The organism is Filomicrobium sp., from assembly GCF_025698805.1.
Classification (GTDB): Bacteria; Pseudomonadota; Alphaproteobacteria; order Rhizobiales; family Hyphomicrobiaceae; genus Filomicrobium; species Filomicrobium insigne.
The window spans coordinates 48,775-67,838 of sequence record NZ_JAILWT010000001.1; the positions used below are offsets into that span (position 1 = coordinate 48,775).

Here is a 19,064-nt window from a genome sequence, read left to right on the forward strand (position 1 = left end):
TGCCACGGCGCAATATACCGCATGCTCCTTCCAAACTAAGCCGTGAGAAGGTCTTCTTGCTCGGTCTCTATGGAGATGGAGGGACCTGGCCGACCAATATAATAACCCTGAGCCGCGTCGCAGCCCTCATCCTTGAGGATCATAAACTGGCAGTTCGTTTCTATGCCTTCAGCGAGGATCGGAATTGAAAGGCTTTTTCCTAGTGCAAGGACGGCGCGAATAATCGCCTTAGATTGAGGGCTCACCTCGATATCCTGCATGAAGCAGCGATCGAGTTTTATTTTATCAAACGGGAAAGATCGCAGAGTTTCGAGAGACGAATATCCAGTTCCAAAGTCGTCCAAAGCGATCGAGACACCGAGCTCCTTGATCTTTTGCAGGATCGCGAGTGTGCGTTCCTTATTTTCGACAATGGTCGACTCCGTCAGTTCAAGCTCAAGCCTTTTGGCATCCAAGCCGCTCTCTTTAAGAGCATCCTCCACAAGCTTTGGCAGATCGCTATGGATGAACTGAACGGGAGAAAGGTTGATCGCGATCTTCAACGGCTGTGACCACTTTGCGGCGGCGGCACACGCCGTTTTCAACACCCACTCGCCCAGCTCCAGAATGAGCCCTGTTTCTTCAGCAATGGGTATGAATTCTACGGGAGGAACGGCCCCACGCACAGGATGATGCCAACGCAGAAGGGCCTCGTAGCCAATGACCTCTCCCGTCGAGATCGACGTCTGAACTTGATAATGCAGGGAAAGCTCATTCTTTTTAACGGCATCGCGAAGATCGCTCGCCAGAACCCGGCGTGCCCGCACGCGTTCGTCCATCGAGGACTCATAAAAGCAGATGTCTTCCGTCGCGCTTGCCTTGGCCCGGTACATCGCCAAGTCCGCATTGCTCAATAAATTTTCGCGGTCCCTTGCATCATCAGGATAAATCGCCACCCCGATGCTGGCACCTATCGACACCTCGAAATCGGATATCTCTATTGGTTCGAAGATGACCTTCTGAAGCCGCTCTAGAAACTCCACGAGCGTCACCGGATCTATAAACGTTTTGACGGCCGTGAACTCGTCTCCACCGACGCGAGCGACCATTTCGCCTTCTCGGAGAAGATTGGACATTCTGTCTGCGATAACTTTGAGAACTTCATCACCGGCTTGGTGACCTCTAAGGTCATTGACCTCTTTAAACCGATCAAGGTCAATCTCAAGGACCGCAACTTTCCGCTTTGCGCCTTCCGCCCGGTCGAGTTCGAATTCGAGATAATTCGTGAAGCTCGTGCGATTCGGCAGCCCCGTCAGGGGGTCATGCAAAGCCATGTGCTGCAAGCGTTGATAGCTATCATAACGGGCGCGATCGTCGATGAGATAGCTGGAGATACCAGCTCCAATAATGACCAAAGCCATGCCGGCAACAGCAAGCGCCATGGCTGTCGACGGATCGTCTGCAACTTCTACCGCTCCATTGAGGGGAGTGATTTGTAGCGCCGTCATGCCCGTAAAATGTAGACTCACGATGGCAACCACGAAAAGCGCAGCAGCTGATAAATGTCCCGTCATCGTGTCTGCGCGCAAAGCGGAGCGAGTCGCAGCGCCAGCGAAAATGATCGATAATGCAATTGAAGTGAGGAGGTAGGTTTCATCCCAGGCAACGATACCATCGATACGGTAAGCCAGCATGCCCGTATAATGCATGGCTGCGACCGCTAGTCCCACCGCACTGCCACCAATCACAGGTGCTGCACTGGTCAGGCCGCTGGTCGCGAAGGCGAACCCCAATCCAGCCCCCGTAACCGCGACAAGCAGTGAGACGACCGTCAAGACCGGCATAAACGTCACGGGGACGCCTGGATTATAGGCGAGCATTGCGATGAAATGCGTACACCAGATGGCAGCGCCTGCAGCAACGCCGGTCAGGAAGTTCCAGCCGTACCGCTGCAATCCCCCGGTGGTTGCGGCCCGGTGAAGGAGGCTCAAGGTGACGCCCACGCCGGCTAGACACACCAACGAAGCCAATCCGACGAGCCAGACATTGTGCTGGCCGACGATGCACGAGAGAACGCTATACATGTACGATAATTTCCAGGACAAAAGTTGGTATGCCTGGATAGAGAGAACCCATTAAAAACGTGTGTATTTCTCTGAAAATGCACGCTAAATCAGGATCACAAGCACGGTGCGCAGTTGTAGAGTTGTGCTGGCCTCCCCCGCAGGTAGGCACCCGTTAGATAAAATCCACACAATTTTTGAGTTGTGTTGCGGAAATGGCAATACCGGCAAAGTTTGGGTTTTGCGATCCGCTGAAAGAATCTGATTTCAAGGCACTGCCTTTTGTGGCCCTGCTAAAACAACTGGAAGTTGAGAATCCAGATGAGAATAGATACGGCGATATGGTGCCAGGTCCGACCTCGGTCGCACTTGGCTGTGTTTGCGCTGTGGCTTTGCCTGAGTTTGGTTCTGCTGGGTTCATACGAAGGGACTCAGGCGCAGGAACAACCCGCTGCAGCAGAACGTGAAGCAGCGCGCCGGGTCGTGTTGCGCTTTCTCACGACCAGCGACTTTCCCCCGTTTAACTTTTATGACGAAGACGGCGTGCTAACAGGCTTTAATGTCGACTTGGCGCGCGCCATATGCCTGGATCTGGACGTTACATGCGAGATCAAGGTCGAGCCCTGGGAGAATTTGCTGCCCTCCCTCCTTCGGAAGGAAGGTGATGCAGTTATCGCCTCGCAGATGGTGACAGCTCAAGCGCTCACCAATTATGACTTCACCGACCGATACTTTCACACCCCGGGTCGCTTTGCTGGACGTCGTGATGCCACAGGGCTGGAAGCTACGCCCGAAGCTTTATCGGGGCGGAAGGTCGGTGTAGCGCAAGGCACCACGCACGAGGCGTTCATCCGGCAATTTTTCCGGGGCAGTCAGATCGTCACGTTCAAGGATGCGGATGCCGCGCGTGAGGCCCTCAAAAAGGGGGACGTCAACGCCATATTTGGTGACGCTATCAGTTTGTCCTTCTGGTTGAACGGTACCGCCTCCAACCAGTGCTGTGAATTCAAAGGAGAGGCGTTTCTCGAGCCCAAGTTCTTTGGGGATGGCGTCGCGATAGCGGTTGCGAAAGGGGATCGTCAGCTTAAGGCTGAACTCGATGACGCCTTGAAGCAGGTTCGCTCGAGCGGACGATTTGTCGAACTTGTCACACGCTATTTCCCGTTCCGTATCTATTGACACCGCAGGTTGCATGAGCACAAACGGTTCAGATACACAACTTTGCCCTACGATGATCGCCTTGCGCGGTTATCAAGCTCTAAAATGTCATACTCCTGAAACTTGAATCTTCTCATGGTGCGATCGGGGGATACACTAGTCTATCGGCCACCGGTCTGCAGGAAAGCTGAGGATGACCAGATACCGCGCAATGTTTATTTCTGATGTCCATCTCGGCACTCGAGCGTGCCAAGCTGGGCAGTTACTCGATTTTCTTCGGGAACATGACGCCGATACGATCTACCTCGTCGGCGATATTGTTGACTTCTGGCGCATCAAGCGCGGTGCAGTATGGCCTCAGTCACACAATGACGTATTGCAAAAGCTTTTGCGCAAGGCACGCAAGGGCGCCCGGATTGTATTCATTCCCGGCAACCACGACGATGGCCTGCGACAGTATTGCGGACAGCGCTTCGGCGGCATTGAGATCGAGCGGCAGTTCATCCACGAAACGGCGGACGGCAAACGCTACATCGTCATGCATGGCGACGAATTCGATGTCGTGGTGCGCTATGCTAAATGGCTGGCGTTTCTCGGGGATCGCAGCTACCAGCTCGCCCTGTGGACTAATGCCCCGGTGAATTTCGTACGTCGGCGCCTAGGGCTCGAATACTGGTCCCTCTCCAACTATCTGAAATTGCGCGTTAAATCCGCTGTCAATTTCATCGGAGAATTTGAACGCAAGCTTTCAAGCGAGGCACAGCGGCGAGATGCGGACGGGGTGATATGCGGACATATTCACCATGCCGCCTCAAGAAACTTTGGCGATATCCATTATCTGAATACAGGTGATTGGGTCGAGAGTTGCACGGCGATCGGTGAAACAGAAGATGGCCGTTTCGAGCTTATTCGGTGGATGGATGTCGTACAGGCACGGACAGCCGCATCGGAAGCGAGCCTCGTGAAGGAAGACTTAAAGGCGGCGTAAATGAAGATCCTCATCGCCACCGACGCTTGGAGACCGCAAGTCAACGGTGTTGTGCGAACCTACGAGCGTCTGGCGGAGGAAGCTGCGCAGTTGGACGTCGAGCTCACGTTCTTGACGCCGGCGGAATTCCAGACATGGCCGTGCCCCACGTATCCGGAGATCCGTCTGGCTCTCCCGGGCTATGCCTACATTATCGAACGCATGAATCTGATCCGACCGGACGCTGTTCACATCGCGACCGAAGGACCGCTGGGCTGGATGACGCGCTCACACTGCATCCGGCGCGGTGTTCCCTTTACGACCAGCTTCCACACGCGGTTTCCCGACTATCTGTCCCGGCGCTTTGGCATTCCTGAGAGCTGGATCTGGTCAATCCTGCGTCGGTTTCACAATGCGGGCGCGGGTATCATGGTCGCGACGCCGAGCCTCGCAACGGAACTCGACTCACGGGGCTTTGACCGCATCATGCCCTGGACGCGGGGCGTCGATACGCATGTTTTCCGACCACGCAACGTGCGCCGCTTCGGAGAGGGGCCTGTTTTCCTTTACGTTGGGCGGGTTGCTGTCGAAAAGAATATCGAAGCGTTTTTGAGGACGGACCTACCTGGTAAAAAGGTTGTGGTTGGGTCCGGACCGCAGTTTGCAGAACTACGGGTCAAGTATCCTGACGTTACCTTTACCGGCAAACAGATCGGTGAGGATTTGGCGGAGTGCTACGCCTCGGCAGACGTCTTCGTCATGCCAAGCCAGACTGAAACCTTCGGTATCGTATTGCTGGAGGCGATGGCTTCGGGGCTGCCTGTTGCCGCTTATCCTGTCACGGGTCCGCTCGACCTTGTTCGCCAAGCGGAGACGGGATTTTTGTCAGAGGATCTAGCTGCCGCTGCTAAGGCTGCCATGTCACTGGATCGTGACATCATCAGAAAGCGCGCGCTCGACTACAGTTGGGAAGCCGCGGCTCGGCTCTTCATCGCGAACATCGAAACAGCGCTCTTTGCGCGACTGGGGCAAGGCACACCCAAGCGACGCGTTACCCTAGCGCGGCCAGCAAGTTCCGCCTGATCTTTCGTTTCTTTTTTCCCGATACGCTTCAAGCGACAACCAGACCATTTGCAAATGCAGGCGGCGCGATCAGGCGCAGACGAGGCCCTGCGGACGTCACAGTCAACGGGCTATCTGCGATCTGATCCCCATCAGCCTGTACAGCAATATCGGAGCCAGCAACGGTCAAGTGCTGGCACGGGATGATCTTGACGCTCGGCAAACGCATGTGCAGCCCAGCAGCGACTGACAGTAGCTCGAGCAAGCGTCCGCGGCGGGTTCGCGCCGCGAACAAGAGCGCTTGAAAGCCGGTTTCAGAAAGGCTGGCTTCCGGGGCAATAACGTACGTTCCGGCGTAATTGCGACCGTTGGCGACAACGAGCCATGAGGCTTCAAAGGCTTTTCCATCAACAGTTAGGGAGAACATTTTCGGCCTTTTCGCCAGCGCCTTAAGGATCGGCATGGCGTAAGCGAGTTTGCCGATACGCCGTTTGAGGCTGAGGTCGAGGCCAGCAACGATCTCGCCATCGAAGCCCGCTCCGGCCATCAGGAAGAAAGGGTCTTTGTTTGCAAGGGCTCCGGCGACGTTGACGACAGGGCCTGTCATCAAAACTTCGGCAATTTCCGTAGGCTTCTTTGGCATTGCGATTTCGTTCGCTAGAACGTTGCCTGTGCCCGTGGCGATGATGCCGATCGGTATGGTGGTATTCTCGCCAAGCGCTGTCGCCAGCGCTCTGACCGTACCATCACCCCCTGCTGCAATGACGGCATCGAACCCGTCAAGCTGGACATCACGTGCAATGGCACCAGGGGCTGTCGAGGTGGCACCCCAAAAACGCAACATGACGATCTCAGCGCCGCGCCGCTCGAGTTCGACCGCCACGCGGCGGGCCAGCGTGCGGCGTCGCACGCCCGCGACAGGATTGTGCAGCAGTAGAAAACGTTTTCTATGCGGAACGGGTTCTTGGACCGTCATGGACCGATCCTAATGATCAGACCGTCGACGCGCGTAAGAATTTGAGCTCTTGGCGCAGCCCCAGATAGACGCAGACACACATCGTGAGAAGGACAAACGCAAAGGGGAAGCCCGTTGTCACAGCCGCGGCCTGCAGCGCCCCCAATCCTCCGCCCAACAATAGGACGCTCGCGACCAGTCCTTCCAAGACAGCCCAAAAGACCCGCTGTGCTACGGGCGGATCGAGTTTCCCTCCCGCGGTGATGGTATCGATCACGAGCGATCCTGAATCGGACGAAGTGACGAAAAACATCAGCACGAGCGCGATGCCAAGAAAGGACAGGATTCCCGAGAATGGAAGCGGCTCCAACATTCTGAAAAGTGACAGCTCCGGACGCCAGTTTTCGACAGTTGCGGCGACGCCGGTGTAGCCGTCAACAGCGATCTGGTGCAGTGCCGTACCGCCAAATGTGGTCATCCAGAGTATGGAAATCAAAGTCGGTACAATCAATACGCATAGAATAAATTCTCGCACCGTCCTTCCTCGCGAAACGCGAGCGATGAACATACCGACGAACGGTGACCATGAGATCCACCACGCCCAATAGAATGTTGTCCAACCGTGAAGGAATTCTGGATTTCGTTCAAACGGGCTCGAAAGTGCAGGCAAGTACGTGAGGTAAGAAATCGTATTGGTCAGGAAGCCGATGAAGATCTCTGCCGTCGCCCCTGCCGCAATCACGAACACAAGTAGCGCCGCGGCAAGCACAATATTGATTTCCGATAGCCGCTTCACGCCGGCATCCAGGCCGGCCACGACTGACAATGTGGCGACGGAGGTGATAACCGCGATCAGCAGGACTTTCGTGAGATCCGTGTTGGGGATTCCAAAGAGATAGTTCATGCCAGCGAGAGCTTGCTCAGCACCAAATCCCAAGGATGTCGCGAGGCCGAACAATGTCGCGAAGACCGCTAGTGTATCAATAATGTGCCCTGGCCACCCCCATACGGCATCTCCAAAGAGCGGATAGAAAACCGAGCGTACGGTCAGTGGGAGTTGTCGATTGTAGCTAAAGAACGCTAGCGACAGGCCAACGATGGCGTAGATCGCCCAGGGATGCAGCCCCCAGTGATAAATCGTGGCCGCCATCGCGACGCTTTGCGCTGCCTCGATATTTTCAGGTAAGACGTTGAGCGGGGGATTTTGCGCGTGAGCGACCGGTTCGAATACACCAAAAAAGATCAGACCGATGCCCATGCCCGCCGCGAACAGCATGGCAAACCAAGCGGTTCGGGAGAAATCGGGGGTTGCGTCCGGGCCGCCAAGGCGGATGGACCCGAACGGCGAAACAATTAGATAGAGCGCAAAAAGAACGAAAACGTTGCCCGTGAAAACGAAAACCCAATCGAAGTCCGATGTAACGCGGTTGCGCAGGGTTTCGAACACGGACACGCTGAGTTCTGGAAACAGCAGCGAGAACGCAACAAACGCCACAACCACCACACCCGAGACGAAGAAAACGGGATTATGGACGTCGAATCCCATGACCTCGACGTTGTCCTGGCCCACCTCATAATCCGTGTCATAGGTGACCGTGCCAGAATCGTCTTCGGTCAGTTCTTCGCTCATGGATGCGGGGCTCATGGATGCGGGGTTCTCCATCAAAAGGCTCGCCTCGCCGGCGAGGTGCGCATGACCAAGCCCGGACCATCCGTCCACATGTGATTGGGCGACGTTGGACGGGCGAGGGTGAGTCCGACCCACCTAGGATCGGACCGAAGCTAACTTTCTCGAACAAATTTCGATATCCGGTGAAGTTTTTAACAATTCAACCGAGCATGCAACCCTGCACGGCTAATTTATCTTCAATTTCTGTATGTATATTTAGTTCCCGCACATGCGATCAAATCTACGTACTCTGGATTCTCACTTCAGTATCAAGTGCTCTCTTAAATAACTTTATCACCGATTATCGACCAATTCGACCATAATAACTTGCGCATTTACTTTGAACTTCTGTCTTCTTTCTGATCAGAAATACAGATGCTTCAGTCAAAATCGCACCGCAAATCCGCGTCTGTCCGCTTGCCGCTGGGTGGGGGCAGCGCCTATCACTGTCCCGTGAGATGTGCGTCTGTTCAATTTGTTGCCCAGCTATAACGCTACAGGGATTGCAGCATAAATCGGGGGGCCTCTTTTCGGGCCGTGTGTATCGATGGATCTGACACTCCAACGCCGGAGGTGCACGTGCGATGCCCGCTTTTTTCAGACGCGCAAAAACTGGACTCGCGTGACAGCTCGAGCCCCGCGCCTCACAGATTTGAGCATTTCCTTTCTTAGAACACTCGTGACTTAGCCCGTAGTTCCGGGGGGATCGTTGGTATGGCCACTATCATAACGGTGCATGGCACCTTTGCTCATTACACGACGGGCTTAGAGCATGATGCTGCGACGGCGGCAGACAGCCTGCAATGGTGGCAACCCGGCAGCACATTTGCGAAGCATGCTCAGCAGCTTGTCAGTAGTGATTCCAGCGATGTCACGTTCACACCGTTCGTCTGGAGCGGCGACAACAGTGAGTTAGCGCGGCGCGCTGCTGGCACCCGGCTGCTTAAGCAGATGAAAGAACTGGAAGATCGCCAGGAACCCTATTGTGTTATCGGACATAGCCATGGCGGATCGGTGATCGCATCAGCGCTGATGGAGAGCGCCGCGCAACGCGTGCCTCTGGAACACCTCAAGAAATGGATCACTGTTGGAACGCCGTTCGTGGAATTGCGCAAAGAGCGGCTGCTGTTCCTCCGGCTTCCCATCTTGTTGAAGGCGATCTTCATCGCCTCCCTGATGCTGCTGCTCATGTTCTCCATTTCGAGCGTGGCCGAGGTTTTCGACGGCGGGTGGGAAGACACGCTCGAGAGTCAATTACAGCGATACGGTATTTCCATGGGCTTGATGGCTCTGCCGTTTGTCGTGTTTGTCGGGATCACAAAGTATTTGGACAGGCGGCAACTTTTCTTTTATCGCCCGGGGGTCATCAAGAGGGCGCGGGAAAAGTTCAGCGAACGCTGGCTGCCACTTCTGCACCCGGACGATGAAGCGGTGCATGGGCTTAGTTCTCTGCGCACGGTGAAGTTCAACATCTTTCACAATACGTTTGCGGTGCCATTTTTCTCGCTGGCCTCGGTGTTCATTCTTCCGATCGCGTACTTTTATCTGATCGCCTCCCCGACCCACATGGTGGGGATTACCAACTTTCTGCGGGACAATGTCTACGCGACCGAAAACTTCGAGCGCACCGAAGCCGCGATGATGGATTCCCGAAGAAAAATACGAGATCTAAGACGCCAGATCCGGCAGGCACAGGACAAGTTGGATAACGCTGATACGGACCTTAGGGCCGTTCTCAATGCCCGGACTGAAATCAAGCAGTTGCGGGAGCAGCTTCGGGGTATCCGGCAGGAACTGCACCAGGACTATCCCAACCTCGTACAAGTGCAACGCACCCGACGTTTTCATCGACGCTTCCTTGAACGTGACGGAAAACCCTGCGAGGGCGGGACGCTTTGCGGTGGCGGCCATGACATACTGCTTAACAGCAGGCTGATGTATCACCTCGTCACTGACGAAGCTTCGAGTTGGCTGGTCGACGAAGAGGTTCGGGAAGGCGCGTTCGGCAACCTTATACGCTTTGCTATGCCTATCGTGTTGGTCCCGGTCGTGTTCGGTATCGTCGCGGTCTTGATGGTGCTGCTGGTGCAGTTGCTGGCGGGGTTGTTCAGCTCATTCGCCAGCCGGCGGCTCGATGACCTAACGTGGTTCGAAGTGCAGCGCTCAGCGCTTGGCAATGATGCCGAAGCCGAGATCGCCGTTGGGGCCAATGCGCACCCGTCCTGGATCGACCGTATGCCGCGGACGCTTCCCCCTGAGCTGGCCCGAAAGATAACGGAACGCAGCAACCGTGAAATGATGACTTCGCTCGGCAAGTTCCGTAACGCCATCAGCGAGTTGGCTTTTGCAGAAGGTAACGAAGGGCAAATTGCCAAGGCGCTCGACTTCCTGACCTGGCGTGAACTTATTCACACATCGTATTTCGACGTTCCGGAATTCCGTAAGTTTGTCTCGGTCACCGTTAGCCAGCTCGATGGCTTCCAACCCAACGAAGTCCTCCGCAACGATCCGGAATATGCGGCGACGCTGCGCTGGCTAAAAGAGGTTACACCTCAGCCGCCGACGACCGAGGACCTACAGACGCAGCCGGCAGCGGCCTAAGCTTGGCCGGGACTGGAGAGGGAGGCTGTGAGTGCCGTCAGGACCGTTCAATGAGACGGCTCAAGCGCCACGTTTCTTCCTGCACGCGGATGTCGGCGAGCATCCGATCAATCAACAGGCATGTTCTCTTGAACAGGTCTGAACCTCGCCGATAATCGGCCGAGGCGAAGAAGTCGATCCGCCCGGCCTTGAAGAGGTCAACGCATTTCTTGCGCGATTTCCCCGGCGGATAGACCGCGACGGCGTGACCACCATTCTTCCGCATCACGGCCATCGATGGCACGTCGGTGTCACCGTCGCCGAAGTAAATCATATTGGAAAACGGGATGGGACGGCTGTCCTCGTCCATGTGCTGATTGATGTTTTCGCCAAGATCCTCGACGCCCTTGTTGATCCGGAACAGATACTGCGTTTTGCCGGTGTCCGTGATGACGCGTTTCGGATAGGGCAGATCGTAAGCTTCGAACCAATATTCGGACGCAAATACATTGTGGAAGTTCGAATAGATCGGCGTGCCTTCTACGATCTCGGTCAAGCCTGAAGAAATCAGGTAATGACGAAGCGTGACGCCATTGCTCTCGGCGCGCAAGGAAACGTAGTCGGAGATGGCGGCGAACCATTCCGCGACGCCCTCGAAAAGTTCGACATCCTTGCCCTGCGCCACGAGATCTTCGCGATCAATCCTGACGCCAGCTGCCTTCGCCTTTTTGTAGAGCAGGTGCATGTAGGTGATCAACGGATCCGCGCCATGCTCCCGCGCTAGCCGGTTCGTCTCGGCCCAGAACTCCGCCGCATCAATTCCGATCTTAGGGAGAAACGCGTATTCCTGCATGGGGCGCGGGGAGAGCGTACCATCGAAGTCGTAGACGAGAGCGATGATCTTTTTGGAAAAGGTTGCCTTGGATGCCGATTTGGATGAAGCGCTCGGCTTGCCGCGGCGAGGCCGCTCGGGGGCTTCGCCAGCCACGTGCGAATCTATGTCGTCCTTCGCGCGTTCTGTCATTGCTCGCCCCCGCATCCGGTATCTTCAGTGAACCGCCTCCCGAAGCTCATCCGATTCGGAGGGCGGAATGAAGACGTCCTTTATCCACCTGAGCTGGCTTCAGCCCTTACAATCGGGATCATTGCAGCACTCCCCATCATGGTGATGGTGGTGCGCATGGTCGTGATGATGATGGTGGTCATGGTCGTGGCCGCAGCAATTGCCGTCATGATCATGGTGTTGATGCGGTTCCACCAGAGTGGCACGCAGCATCCGTTCGATCGCGATCGACGTCTCGCGCGGTGCGTTGGGATGTTCAATTGCCAGCCCCATGACTTCGGCAGCGATCCGGATATCGGTTGCTTCGCCGAGGTACGCTCTGCGGAGGCGTCCCTGGCGGTCAAAAATCAAAATTGAGGGCGTTCCCTGCAGCTCGTAGGCCGCCATCGTTGCGGTGCGTTCCGAGCCTGGTACGTCACGATCAAGCGCAATCGGGAAGATCAGCCCCTGGTTCTGGACGAACTCCTCAAGCTTTTCGCGCGTTTGCCCCTCCTTGTTCTCAAACGGGGCATTGAGGCCGAGAACAACAGCCTGCGAAGGATCAAGGCCTTCTGCGAGTCGTTGAGCTTGCGGCAAAGCATGGCTCAGACTCCCAGGACAGTGAGTCTGAAACACGTAAAGGACAGCCACGCGCCCTTTCAGTTTTTCGAGCGTCGGTTCGTCGTCGACATTCAGCCAGCCCGCGACATCAAGTTTTGGTGGGGATTCGGGATCGAACATAGAGGCAGTGTCCTCGCCTGAGTGCTGTCGTGCCGATCACCAAGGGATGCGAGACCGGATTCTCGCTCAGGCTTGGCACGAGCAATAGTGGCAACACAAGCCCATTTTTACTGCGTATTCGCTATAAAAACGGCCGAGCTCTCGTTCAGGCTTCCTCTTCCGCCTTCTCAGGCAGTTCGATGTCCGCTTCAGCCTCTGTCATCGGCTGCGTCGTGAATCCTGCCAAGCTGCCGGTTTCGTGGGCATCACGCCTGATTTCGACTGGGCTGGACAGGTACGCGGTCACCAGTTCCGCCACGGATCGTAGCGCATTCATATGGATGCGTTCATAGCCGTGGGAGGCGTCGATGCCGAAAGTTATCAGAGCCGTTCGAACATCGTGGCCTGCTTCAAGAGCCGATGCGCTATCAGAGCGATAGTGGCGGAAAATGTCCTTCTGATAGCGGATGTCGTTTTCCTGGCAAAGCCGCACCATCTTCTTGGTGAGATGATAGTCGAAAGGTCCACTTTGATCGGCCATAGCGATTGTCACGCCGAATTCGGACGAGTTCTGGCCTGGCGCTGAGGTGCCGTTATCCACGGCCACCATCGATGCGATATCGCTCGTCAGCACAGATGCGGCCCCGATGCCGACCTCCTCGGCGATCGTAAATACCCAATGCGCATCAAGCTCGAGCTCTATCTTTTCTTCGCGCATTGCGCGCAGTGCCGCCAACATCAGAGCGACGCCAGCCTTATTGTCGAGGTGACGCGAAACGATGTAGCCGTTTTCCAAAAACTCAGGTTGAGGATCAATCGCGATGATATCTCCGACCTCAATCCCAAGCTTTTCGAGCTCTGTGTCATTTCGGGATAAAGCGTCGACCCTGACCTCAACGTGCTGCCAGCCGACTGGCGCAGTATCGACTTCGTCAGCGTAGGTATGGCCCGATGCTTTCAATGGCAGGACGGTGCCGCGGTAGCTTCCCGCGTCTGAGAATATCGTAACGCGCGCACCTTCCGCGAAGCGCGCCGACCAACAGCCGATTGGCACGACCTCCAGTCGCCCATTGTCCTTAAGTTGCTTGACTTGTGCTCCGAGCGTATCGACGTGAGAAATAATGGCGCGCGCGCCATGAGGACTTTTGCCTTTCAAGGTGGCGCGAATTGCACCCCGGCGCGTCAACTCAAAGGGCACGCCAATCTCTTTGAGCTCACGACAGACCATCCTGACAATCATGTCCGTGTAGCCCGTCGGGCTAGGTATTTGCAGTAGTCTCGCGAGTGTGTCGCCTAGGTATTCCGTGTCGATGTTAAGTCTTGGCATCTGTCCCTCTGGCCAAAACCGCGCGAGCGGCGGCTGGGATTGAGTGGGGGAAAAGCAGATCAACGAAGCGTTCAGCTGTCGGCTGCGGTTCGTGGTTAGCGAGCCCCGGCCTTTCGTTCGCTTCGATAAAAGCATAGTCGGGCCGGTTCGGCGACTTCACGATAAAGTCGACGCCAACAACGGGGATGTCAATTGCACGGGCCACGCCAACGGCCGCCTCTATCAGCCTAGGATGCAATTCGTCGGTAACATCGTGAATTGTGCCACCCGTATGCAGATTAGCGGTCCGACGAACCTCAAGCTCCTGCCCCTGAGTTGGGACGTCATCCATATTGAAGCCTGCCCGACGAACCGTGCGAAATGTTTCTGCATCGAGAGGAATGCTTGACTCGCCGTGTGTCGCGGCGGCGCGGCGGCGGCTTTGCTTTTCGATCAGCTCTTCGATTGTGCATTCACCGTTCCCGACAATACGTGCCGGTCGGCGTATTGCCGCAGCGACGACTTCGAAGCCGATCACGATTATGCGCAGATCAACGCCTTCGACCATTTCTTCAATAACGATCCCGTCCGAGATCTTGCGTGCGGCGGTAATGGCGTCCTCAACTTCCTCCCGGCTGGTCAGGCCGACGGCCACGCCCCGTCCCTGTTCACCGCGGGCCGGTTTCACGACAACGGATTTGTGGTCCTTCAAGAACCCGTCCAATCGGCCGTCTTTCAGAGAGTCGCTACTGCGTTGATACATCTGTGCGGGTGTAGAAATTCCCGCCGCTTCCACAACACGACGCGTCACGGATTTGTCGTCGCAGATTTGAACCGCGACACCGCTCGTGAGATCCGACAAACTTTCGCGGCAACGAATACTGCGGCCTCCCAACGTCAAGCGGAAGAAACCGCCCTCGGCATCCGTCACTTCCACGTTGATGCCGCGCCGCATAGCCTCGTTGACGATGATTTCTGAATAGGGATTGAGCCCTTCGATATGCTCGGATCCAATGAACAGCTTTTCGTTGATCTGGTTCTTACGTTTTATCGTGAAGTAGGGGACGCGTACAAAACCGAGCTTTTCGTACAGTGCAATAGCCTGCTCGTTGTCATGAAGTACGGACAGGTCGAGATAGTGCGCTCGTTGCGCTTGGAACTGATCAGCGAGACGACGTACTAAAGCCTCTCCGATGCGCGGGTGGCGCGCTTGGGGATCAACCGCCAAGCACCAGAGCGACGACCCACGCTCGGGGTCATTGAAGGCGCGGGAGTGGTCTACCCCAGTGATCGATCCCAGGACATCTCCGGTCACTTCATCTTCGGCAACGAAGACTGTGAGGCTTCGGCTGTCCCGCAATGACCAGAAAAATTCGGGCGGAACAGGAACCATGTGGCGCGCTGAGTAGATCGCATTAACCTGCTGCGCGTCGTGCAGGGATGTAAGCCGGCGCACGAAAAAGCCGGCATATTTGGTCGGTGGAGACTCGTAATTTGTCAGGTCCAGCCGATAGGTATGGGAGGGGTCGAGGAACAGCTCTTGTGGTGCGGTCGAAAGCACGACATGCGGGTCGGCTACGTAGGCTGCGATATCTCTCCGATCAGGGCGCTCTGCACGCATCGCCTCGGCCAGGGCACTTGGATCCTCAAAAGTCTGGCCAAACAGCAAACGCCCCCAGCCACAATCAATCAGTGCATTTTTAATGGGTTTCGCTTCTGGGGCTAAACCTGTCTCGCTCTGTTCAGAGATGGCACCGGAGGCTTCCACCCCGCTAGGAGCCTGCGCATCCTCGCGGGGGCGGTTCGAAAGTTGTATACTCTGCGCCACGACTCATTCCTTTACCTAGAACATCTTGGGTCTAAAGGTGGTGGGCCTGCAGCCACATCTCCAGTAGCGCAACCTGCCAGAGTTCGGAACCTCTGAGCGGCGTAATGTGCGCCTTTGGATCTGCAAATAGCTGGTCCAAGTAATTCTGCTGAAACAGGTTGCGTTGCTTTGCTGCGTCAGATGTCAACGCATCGCGAACCATGTCGAGATAAGGGCCATCGATGTACTTGAGCGCAGGAACGGGGAAATACCCCTTCTTGCGATCAATTACTTCTGACGGCACGACACGCCGCGCGGCCGCTTTCAAAACTCCTTTGCCACCATCCGCGAGCTTATGTTCAGGGGGAATGCGCGCGGCGAGTTCGACAAGCTCGTGATCGAGGAAGGGAACGCGAGCTTCCAAGCCCCAAGCCATCGTCATGTTGTCCACGCGCTTCACCGGATCGTCGACCAGCATCACGTTCGTATCAAGCCGTAGTGCGCGATCTACCGGAGTATCCGCACCTGGTTGGGCGAGGTGAGTGGCGACGTACTCCAAGGCCTCATCCCGGGGCGCATGCCAATCTTCATTCAAGTGGGTTTTCAGGCGCGCATAGTCGCGATCGAAGAAGACACGGGCGTAATCGCCTGCCACGTCATTGGAGTTGGCGAGGGGCGGATACCAATGGTAACCGGCGAAGACTTCGTCAGCGCCCTGTCCCGATTGCACGACCTTGATGTGCTTTGAGACCTCCTGCGATAGGAGGTAGAAGCCAACGTTATCGTAGGAAACCATTGGTTCGGACATCGCAGCGATGGTGCCCGGCAGCGCTTCCATCAAACGTTCGGACGGCACCATGATTTTATGGTGATCGGTTTCGAAACGTTTTGCGATCAAGTCCGAGTAGATGAACTCGTCGCCCTTTTCTCCGTGCGCTTCTTCGAAGCCAACCGAAAACGTCATCAGGCCGTGCTGACCAGCCTCGGCTAGAAGCGCCACGATGACGCTGGAATCGACACCACCAGACAGCAGCACGCCGACGGGGACATCAGCGACCATACGACGGCTGACCGCCTTGCGAAGCTGGTCCAGCACACGGTCGGTCCAGTCTTCCGCCGTCAAACCGGCGTCTTCAGTGTGCCGAGCAAGGAATGGCTGCCAATATCGATGCTCTGTCGACCTGCCGTCCGCTTCGATGACACGGACCGTCGCTGGCGGCAGTTTCTTGACCCCATTAATGATCGTACGCGGTGGCGGAACCACGGCGTGAAACGACATGTAGTGAGCGAGCGCGACGCGATCTATCGAGGTGTCAACGTCGCCCGCTGCGACCAACGCCGGGAGCGTCGATGCGAACCGTAATCTACCGTTAGTCTCCGAGAGATAGAGCGGCTTAATGCCGAAACGGTCGCGCGCGAGAATGACTTGGCCTGTTTCGCGATTGTGAATCGCAAAGGCGAACATGCCATTGAAGCGCTCGACGCAAGCCGGGCCCCACGCGTGGAAGGCCTTGAGGATAACCTCGGTGTCGCCGTGAGAAAAAAAGCGGTAACCGAGACCGGATAACTCCTCGCGGAGCGCGGGATAATTATAGATGCAGCCATTGAATGCGATTTCGAGTCCGAGTTCGGAATCGATCATCGGCTGCGCAGACCTTTCCGACAGATCAATAATCTTGAGCCGTCGATGGCCTAAACCAACAGAGCCGCGCACAAATTGTCCGCTGGCATCGGGACCACGGGGACGCATGACGTCTGTCATGCGCGCGAGCGCAGACGGATCTGCGGATCCGCCTGAGTAATGAATTTCGCCGCAGATTCCGCACATCGTGTGCGTCTGACCTCATTTGTTAAGTTGTTAGCTAGGTTCGAGAACGTAGCACGTTATGGGCAGGCCCGCAAAATTTGTGGCGCAACGCATCATAAAAACGCGCACGCCACCTGCATTCCGAAGTCCCTTCGAAGACTCGAACAACGCGCAAACGCGCAATTGGTTCAATTCTGAAGTGGACTTGGAACGCAGGTGGCGAAAGTGCTTAAAATCTCTTTCGTTATAGGCTCATTCCGCGGCCCGGACGGCGGACAGCACAGGCCCGGCAGCCAAGACATCTTGGTCGACGTAGTCAGTGAAGGCCGCAAAGTTCTTGTTGAACATCTCAACAAGCTGCGCAGCCGTAGCATCGTAAAGCGACGGATCTGACCAAGTCTGGCGTGGGTTGAGAATACTCGGATCCACGCCCTCCAATTCGGTCGGAACCATAAAGCCAAATACGGGATCTGCCCGCATCGGACTATTCGCCAACGCACCTGACAACGCGGCATTCAGCAGCGTGCGCGTTGCTTTAATCGGCATACGCTTGCCATCACCGAACTTGCCACCGGTCCAACCGGTGTTAACGAGCCAACACGCGACACCGTGCTCAGCAATAAGCTTGCGCAGCAAGTTGCCGTAGACCGAGGGGTGACGGGGCATAAAGGGCGCACCAAAGCACGTCGAGAACGTTGCTTGGGGTTCGCTGCCCATGCCACGCTCCGTCCCGGCAACCTTCGCGGTGTAACCAGATAAGAAATGGTACATCGCCTGGGCGGGATTTAGCTTGGCGATTGGCGGCATAACGCCAAATGCATCGGCCGTCAGCATAACGACGGACTTAGGATGGCCGGCGCGGCCAGTCTCGCTCGCGTTGGAAATGGCTTCCAGCGGATAAGCAGAGCGCGCGTTCTGGGTAAGGCTGCCGTCCTCGAAGTCCGGCATCCGATCTTCGTCGAGAACAACGTTCTCGAGAACCGTCGCAAAGCGGTTGGACGCCGCGAAGATTTCCGGTTCTGCTTCGGCCGAAAGATGCAACGTCTTAGCGTAGCAGCCGCCCTCAAAGTTGAAGATGCCGTCCGGAGACCAGGCATGCTCGTCATCGCCCAACAGCGTCCGGCTGGGATCTGCCGATAGCGTCGTCTTCCCGGTTCCAGATAGCCCAAAGAACACGGCAGAACCGCCGTCGTTTCCGACGTTCGCCGAGCAGTGCATCGGCATAACGCCTTTGGACGGCAGCAGATAGTTCAGGAAGGAGAATACGCTCTTCTTGGTTTCACCTGCATACCCCGTACCGCCCACGAGAACCATTCGACGGGTGAAATCGCATGCAATCACCGTCTCCGACCGCGTGCCGTGGATTTGCGGATCAGCACGGAAGCCCGGGAAATTAACAACGGTGAACTGCGGATCAAATCCTTCCAGCTGCGCCTTCAGAGGGCGGCGCAAAAGGTGTCGGATAAAGAGTGCGTGCCAGGCCAATTCCGTAACGATGCGGGTTGGCAATTGATAGGTTGGATCAGCCCCAGCGAAAAGGTCCTGAACGAACAGCTCTTTCCCGCTGGCGTAAGCTTGGAAGTCCGCCAGAAGACGATCGAATTGCTCAGGCGTAATCGCTTTGGAATTCTCCCACCAGATCTGAGATTGGGTTTCGTCATCAGAAACGATGTACTTGTCATTGGCCGATCGGCCTGTGTGCTGCCCTGTCTGGACCGCAAAGGCGCCCGTGGCCGCAAGCGCGCCCTCGTTCCGGCGCACAGCGTGTTCGACAAGCTCTGCCGCCGAATTGTTGGTGCGTCCCTTACCTTCTGAACTCAGGGCGAACTTCAAAGTTTTCATGGACATTCTCGCATCTTCGATTGCTCCCTGGCGGAGAAACCGGCTACCGATGCAAAAGCACGCAAAAAATTGCGTGTTGCCAAAAGGTACGCTCCGGCAGCCGTGGG

At 56.2% G+C, this 19,064-nt stretch carries 13 protein-coding genes; 4 read left to right on the forward strand and 9 right to left on the reverse strand.

Annotation, left to right across the window (positions count from 1 at the left end; genetic code table 11):
• Positions 1-35: 35 nt before the first annotated feature.
• The gene (locus K5845_RS00230; protein ID WP_046477925.1) at positions 36-2,063 is read right to left on the reverse strand and encodes a putative bifunctional diguanylate cyclase/phosphodiesterase; all 2,028 of its coding nucleotides are present in this window, start codon (positions 2,061-2,063) and stop codon (positions 36-38) included.
• A gap of 300 nt (positions 2,064-2,363) precedes the next feature.
• Between K5845_RS00230 and K5845_RS00235 the strand changes: the two genes are divergently transcribed.
• The 3 genes from K5845_RS00235 (at position 2,364) to K5845_RS00245 (ending at position 5,250) form a co-directional block, all read left to right on the forward strand.
• Positions 2,364-3,221: an ABC transporter substrate-binding protein gene (locus K5845_RS00235; RefSeq protein WP_082101071.1), complete on the forward strand. Its 858-nt coding sequence runs from the start codon at positions 2,364-2,366 to the stop codon at positions 3,219-3,221.
• A 172-nt stretch (positions 3,222-3,393) separates the two neighbouring features.
• Positions 3,394-4,188: a UDP-2,3-diacylglucosamine diphosphatase gene (locus K5845_RS00240; protein ID WP_287957948.1), complete on the forward strand. Its 795-nt coding sequence runs from the start codon at positions 3,394-3,396 to the stop codon at positions 4,186-4,188.
• Positions 4,189-5,250 (forward strand): glycosyltransferase family 4 protein, encoded by a 1,062-nt coding sequence (locus K5845_RS00245; RefSeq protein ID WP_090226326.1) that lies wholly within the window; start codon positions 4,189-4,191, stop codon positions 5,248-5,250.
• A 28-nt stretch (positions 5,251-5,278) separates the two neighbouring features.
• Here the strand turns inward: K5845_RS00245 and K5845_RS00250 are convergent, their stop codons facing one another.
• Both K5845_RS00250 and K5845_RS00255 read right to left on the reverse strand, forming a co-directional pair.
• The gene (locus tag K5845_RS00250) at positions 5,279-6,205 is read right to left on the reverse strand and encodes a diacylglycerol/lipid kinase family protein (RefSeq protein ID WP_046477922.1); all 927 of its coding nucleotides are present in this window, start codon (positions 6,203-6,205) and stop codon (positions 5,279-5,281) included.
• A 16-nt stretch (positions 6,206-6,221) separates the two neighbouring features.
• Positions 6,222-7,814, reverse strand: coding sequence for a BCCT family transporter (locus K5845_RS00255; protein ID WP_046477921.1), 1,593 nt, complete (start codon positions 7,812-7,814; stop codon positions 6,222-6,224).
• Between the two features lie 753 nt (positions 7,815-8,567).
• Between K5845_RS00255 and K5845_RS00260 the strand changes: the two genes are divergently transcribed.
• Entirely contained in the window at positions 8,568-10,454 is a 1,887-nt protein-coding gene (locus K5845_RS00260) for a hypothetical protein (protein ID WP_046477920.1), read from the forward strand.
• A gap of 37 nt (positions 10,455-10,491) precedes the next feature.
• Here the strand turns inward: K5845_RS00260 and K5845_RS00265 are convergent, their stop codons facing one another.
• The 6 genes from K5845_RS00265 to K5845_RS00290 form a co-directional block, all read right to left on the reverse strand.
• Positions 10,492-11,457, reverse strand: a complete 966-nt coding sequence (locus tag K5845_RS00265; protein ID WP_082101069.1) for an HAD family hydrolase — start codon at positions 11,455-11,457, stop codon at positions 10,492-10,494.
• A 99-nt stretch (positions 11,458-11,556) separates the two neighbouring features.
• A complete protein-coding gene (locus K5845_RS00270) occupies positions 11,557-12,216 on the reverse strand; it encodes a peroxiredoxin family protein (protein ID WP_046477919.1) in 660 nt (219 codons plus the stop codon).
• Between the two features lie 145 nt (positions 12,217-12,361).
• Positions 12,362-13,522, reverse strand: coding sequence for an osmoprotectant NAGGN system M42 family peptidase (locus K5845_RS00275; RefSeq protein WP_287957952.1), 1,161 nt, complete (start codon positions 13,520-13,522; stop codon positions 12,362-12,364).
• Positions 13,509-15,251, reverse strand: a complete 1,743-nt coding sequence (gene ngg, locus K5845_RS00280) for an N-acetylglutaminylglutamine synthetase (protein ID WP_287958409.1) — start codon at positions 15,249-15,251, stop codon at positions 13,509-13,511. The genes K5845_RS00275 and ngg overlap by 14 nt, the downstream gene beginning before the upstream one ends.
• Positions 15,252-15,360: 109 nt before the next feature.
• Entirely contained in the window at positions 15,361-17,136 is a 1,776-nt protein-coding gene (locus tag K5845_RS00285; protein ID WP_046477917.1) for an N-acetylglutaminylglutamine amidotransferase, read from the reverse strand.
• A gap of 231 nt (positions 17,137-17,367) precedes the next feature.
• On the reverse strand, positions 17,368-18,957 hold the full coding sequence (locus K5845_RS00290) for a phosphoenolpyruvate carboxykinase (RefSeq protein ID WP_046480142.1): 1,590 nt from the start codon (positions 18,955-18,957) through the stop codon (positions 17,368-17,370).
• Positions 18,958-19,064 lie beyond the last annotated feature (107 nt).

Coding starts and splice junctions, on each gene's coding strand:
- K5845_RS00235 (WP_082101071.1), top strand. CDS start 2,364: ATGAGAATAGATACGGCGATATGGTGCCAGGTCCGACCTCGGTCGCAC.
- K5845_RS00240 (WP_287957948.1), top strand. CDS start 3,394: ATGACCAGATACCGCGCAATGTTTATTTCTGATGTCCATCTCGGCACT.
- K5845_RS00255 (WP_046477921.1), bottom strand. CDS start 7,814: ATGAGCGAAGAACTGACCGAAGACGATTCTGGCACGGTCACCTATGAC.
- K5845_RS00275 (WP_287957952.1), bottom strand. CDS start 13,522: ATGCCAAGACTTAACATCGACACGGAATACCTAGGCGACACACTCGCG.
- K5845_RS00230 (WP_046477925.1), bottom strand. CDS start 2,063: ATGTATAGCGTTCTCTCGTGCATCGTCGGCCAGCACAATGTCTGGCTC.
- K5845_RS00270 (WP_046477919.1), bottom strand. CDS start 12,216: ATGTTCGATCCCGAATCCCCACCAAAACTTGATGTCGCGGGCTGGCTG.
- K5845_RS00285 (WP_046477917.1), bottom strand. CDS start 17,136: ATGTGCGGAATCTGCGGCGAAATTCATTACTCAGGCGGATCCGCAGAT.
- K5845_RS00265 (WP_082101069.1), bottom strand. CDS start 11,457: ATGACAGAACGCGCGAAGGACGACATAGATTCGCACGTGGCTGGCGAA.
- K5845_RS00260 (WP_046477920.1), top strand. CDS start 8,568: ATGGCCACTATCATAACGGTGCATGGCACCTTTGCTCATTACACGACG.
- K5845_RS00245 (WP_090226326.1), top strand. CDS start 4,189: ATGAAGATCCTCATCGCCACCGACGCTTGGAGACCGCAAGTCAACGGT.
- K5845_RS00290 (WP_046480142.1), bottom strand. CDS start 18,957: ATGAAAACTTTGAAGTTCGCCCTGAGTTCAGAAGGTAAGGGACGCACC.
- K5845_RS00250 (WP_046477922.1), bottom strand. CDS start 6,205: ATGACGGTCCAAGAACCCGTTCCGCATAGAAAACGTTTTCTACTGCTG.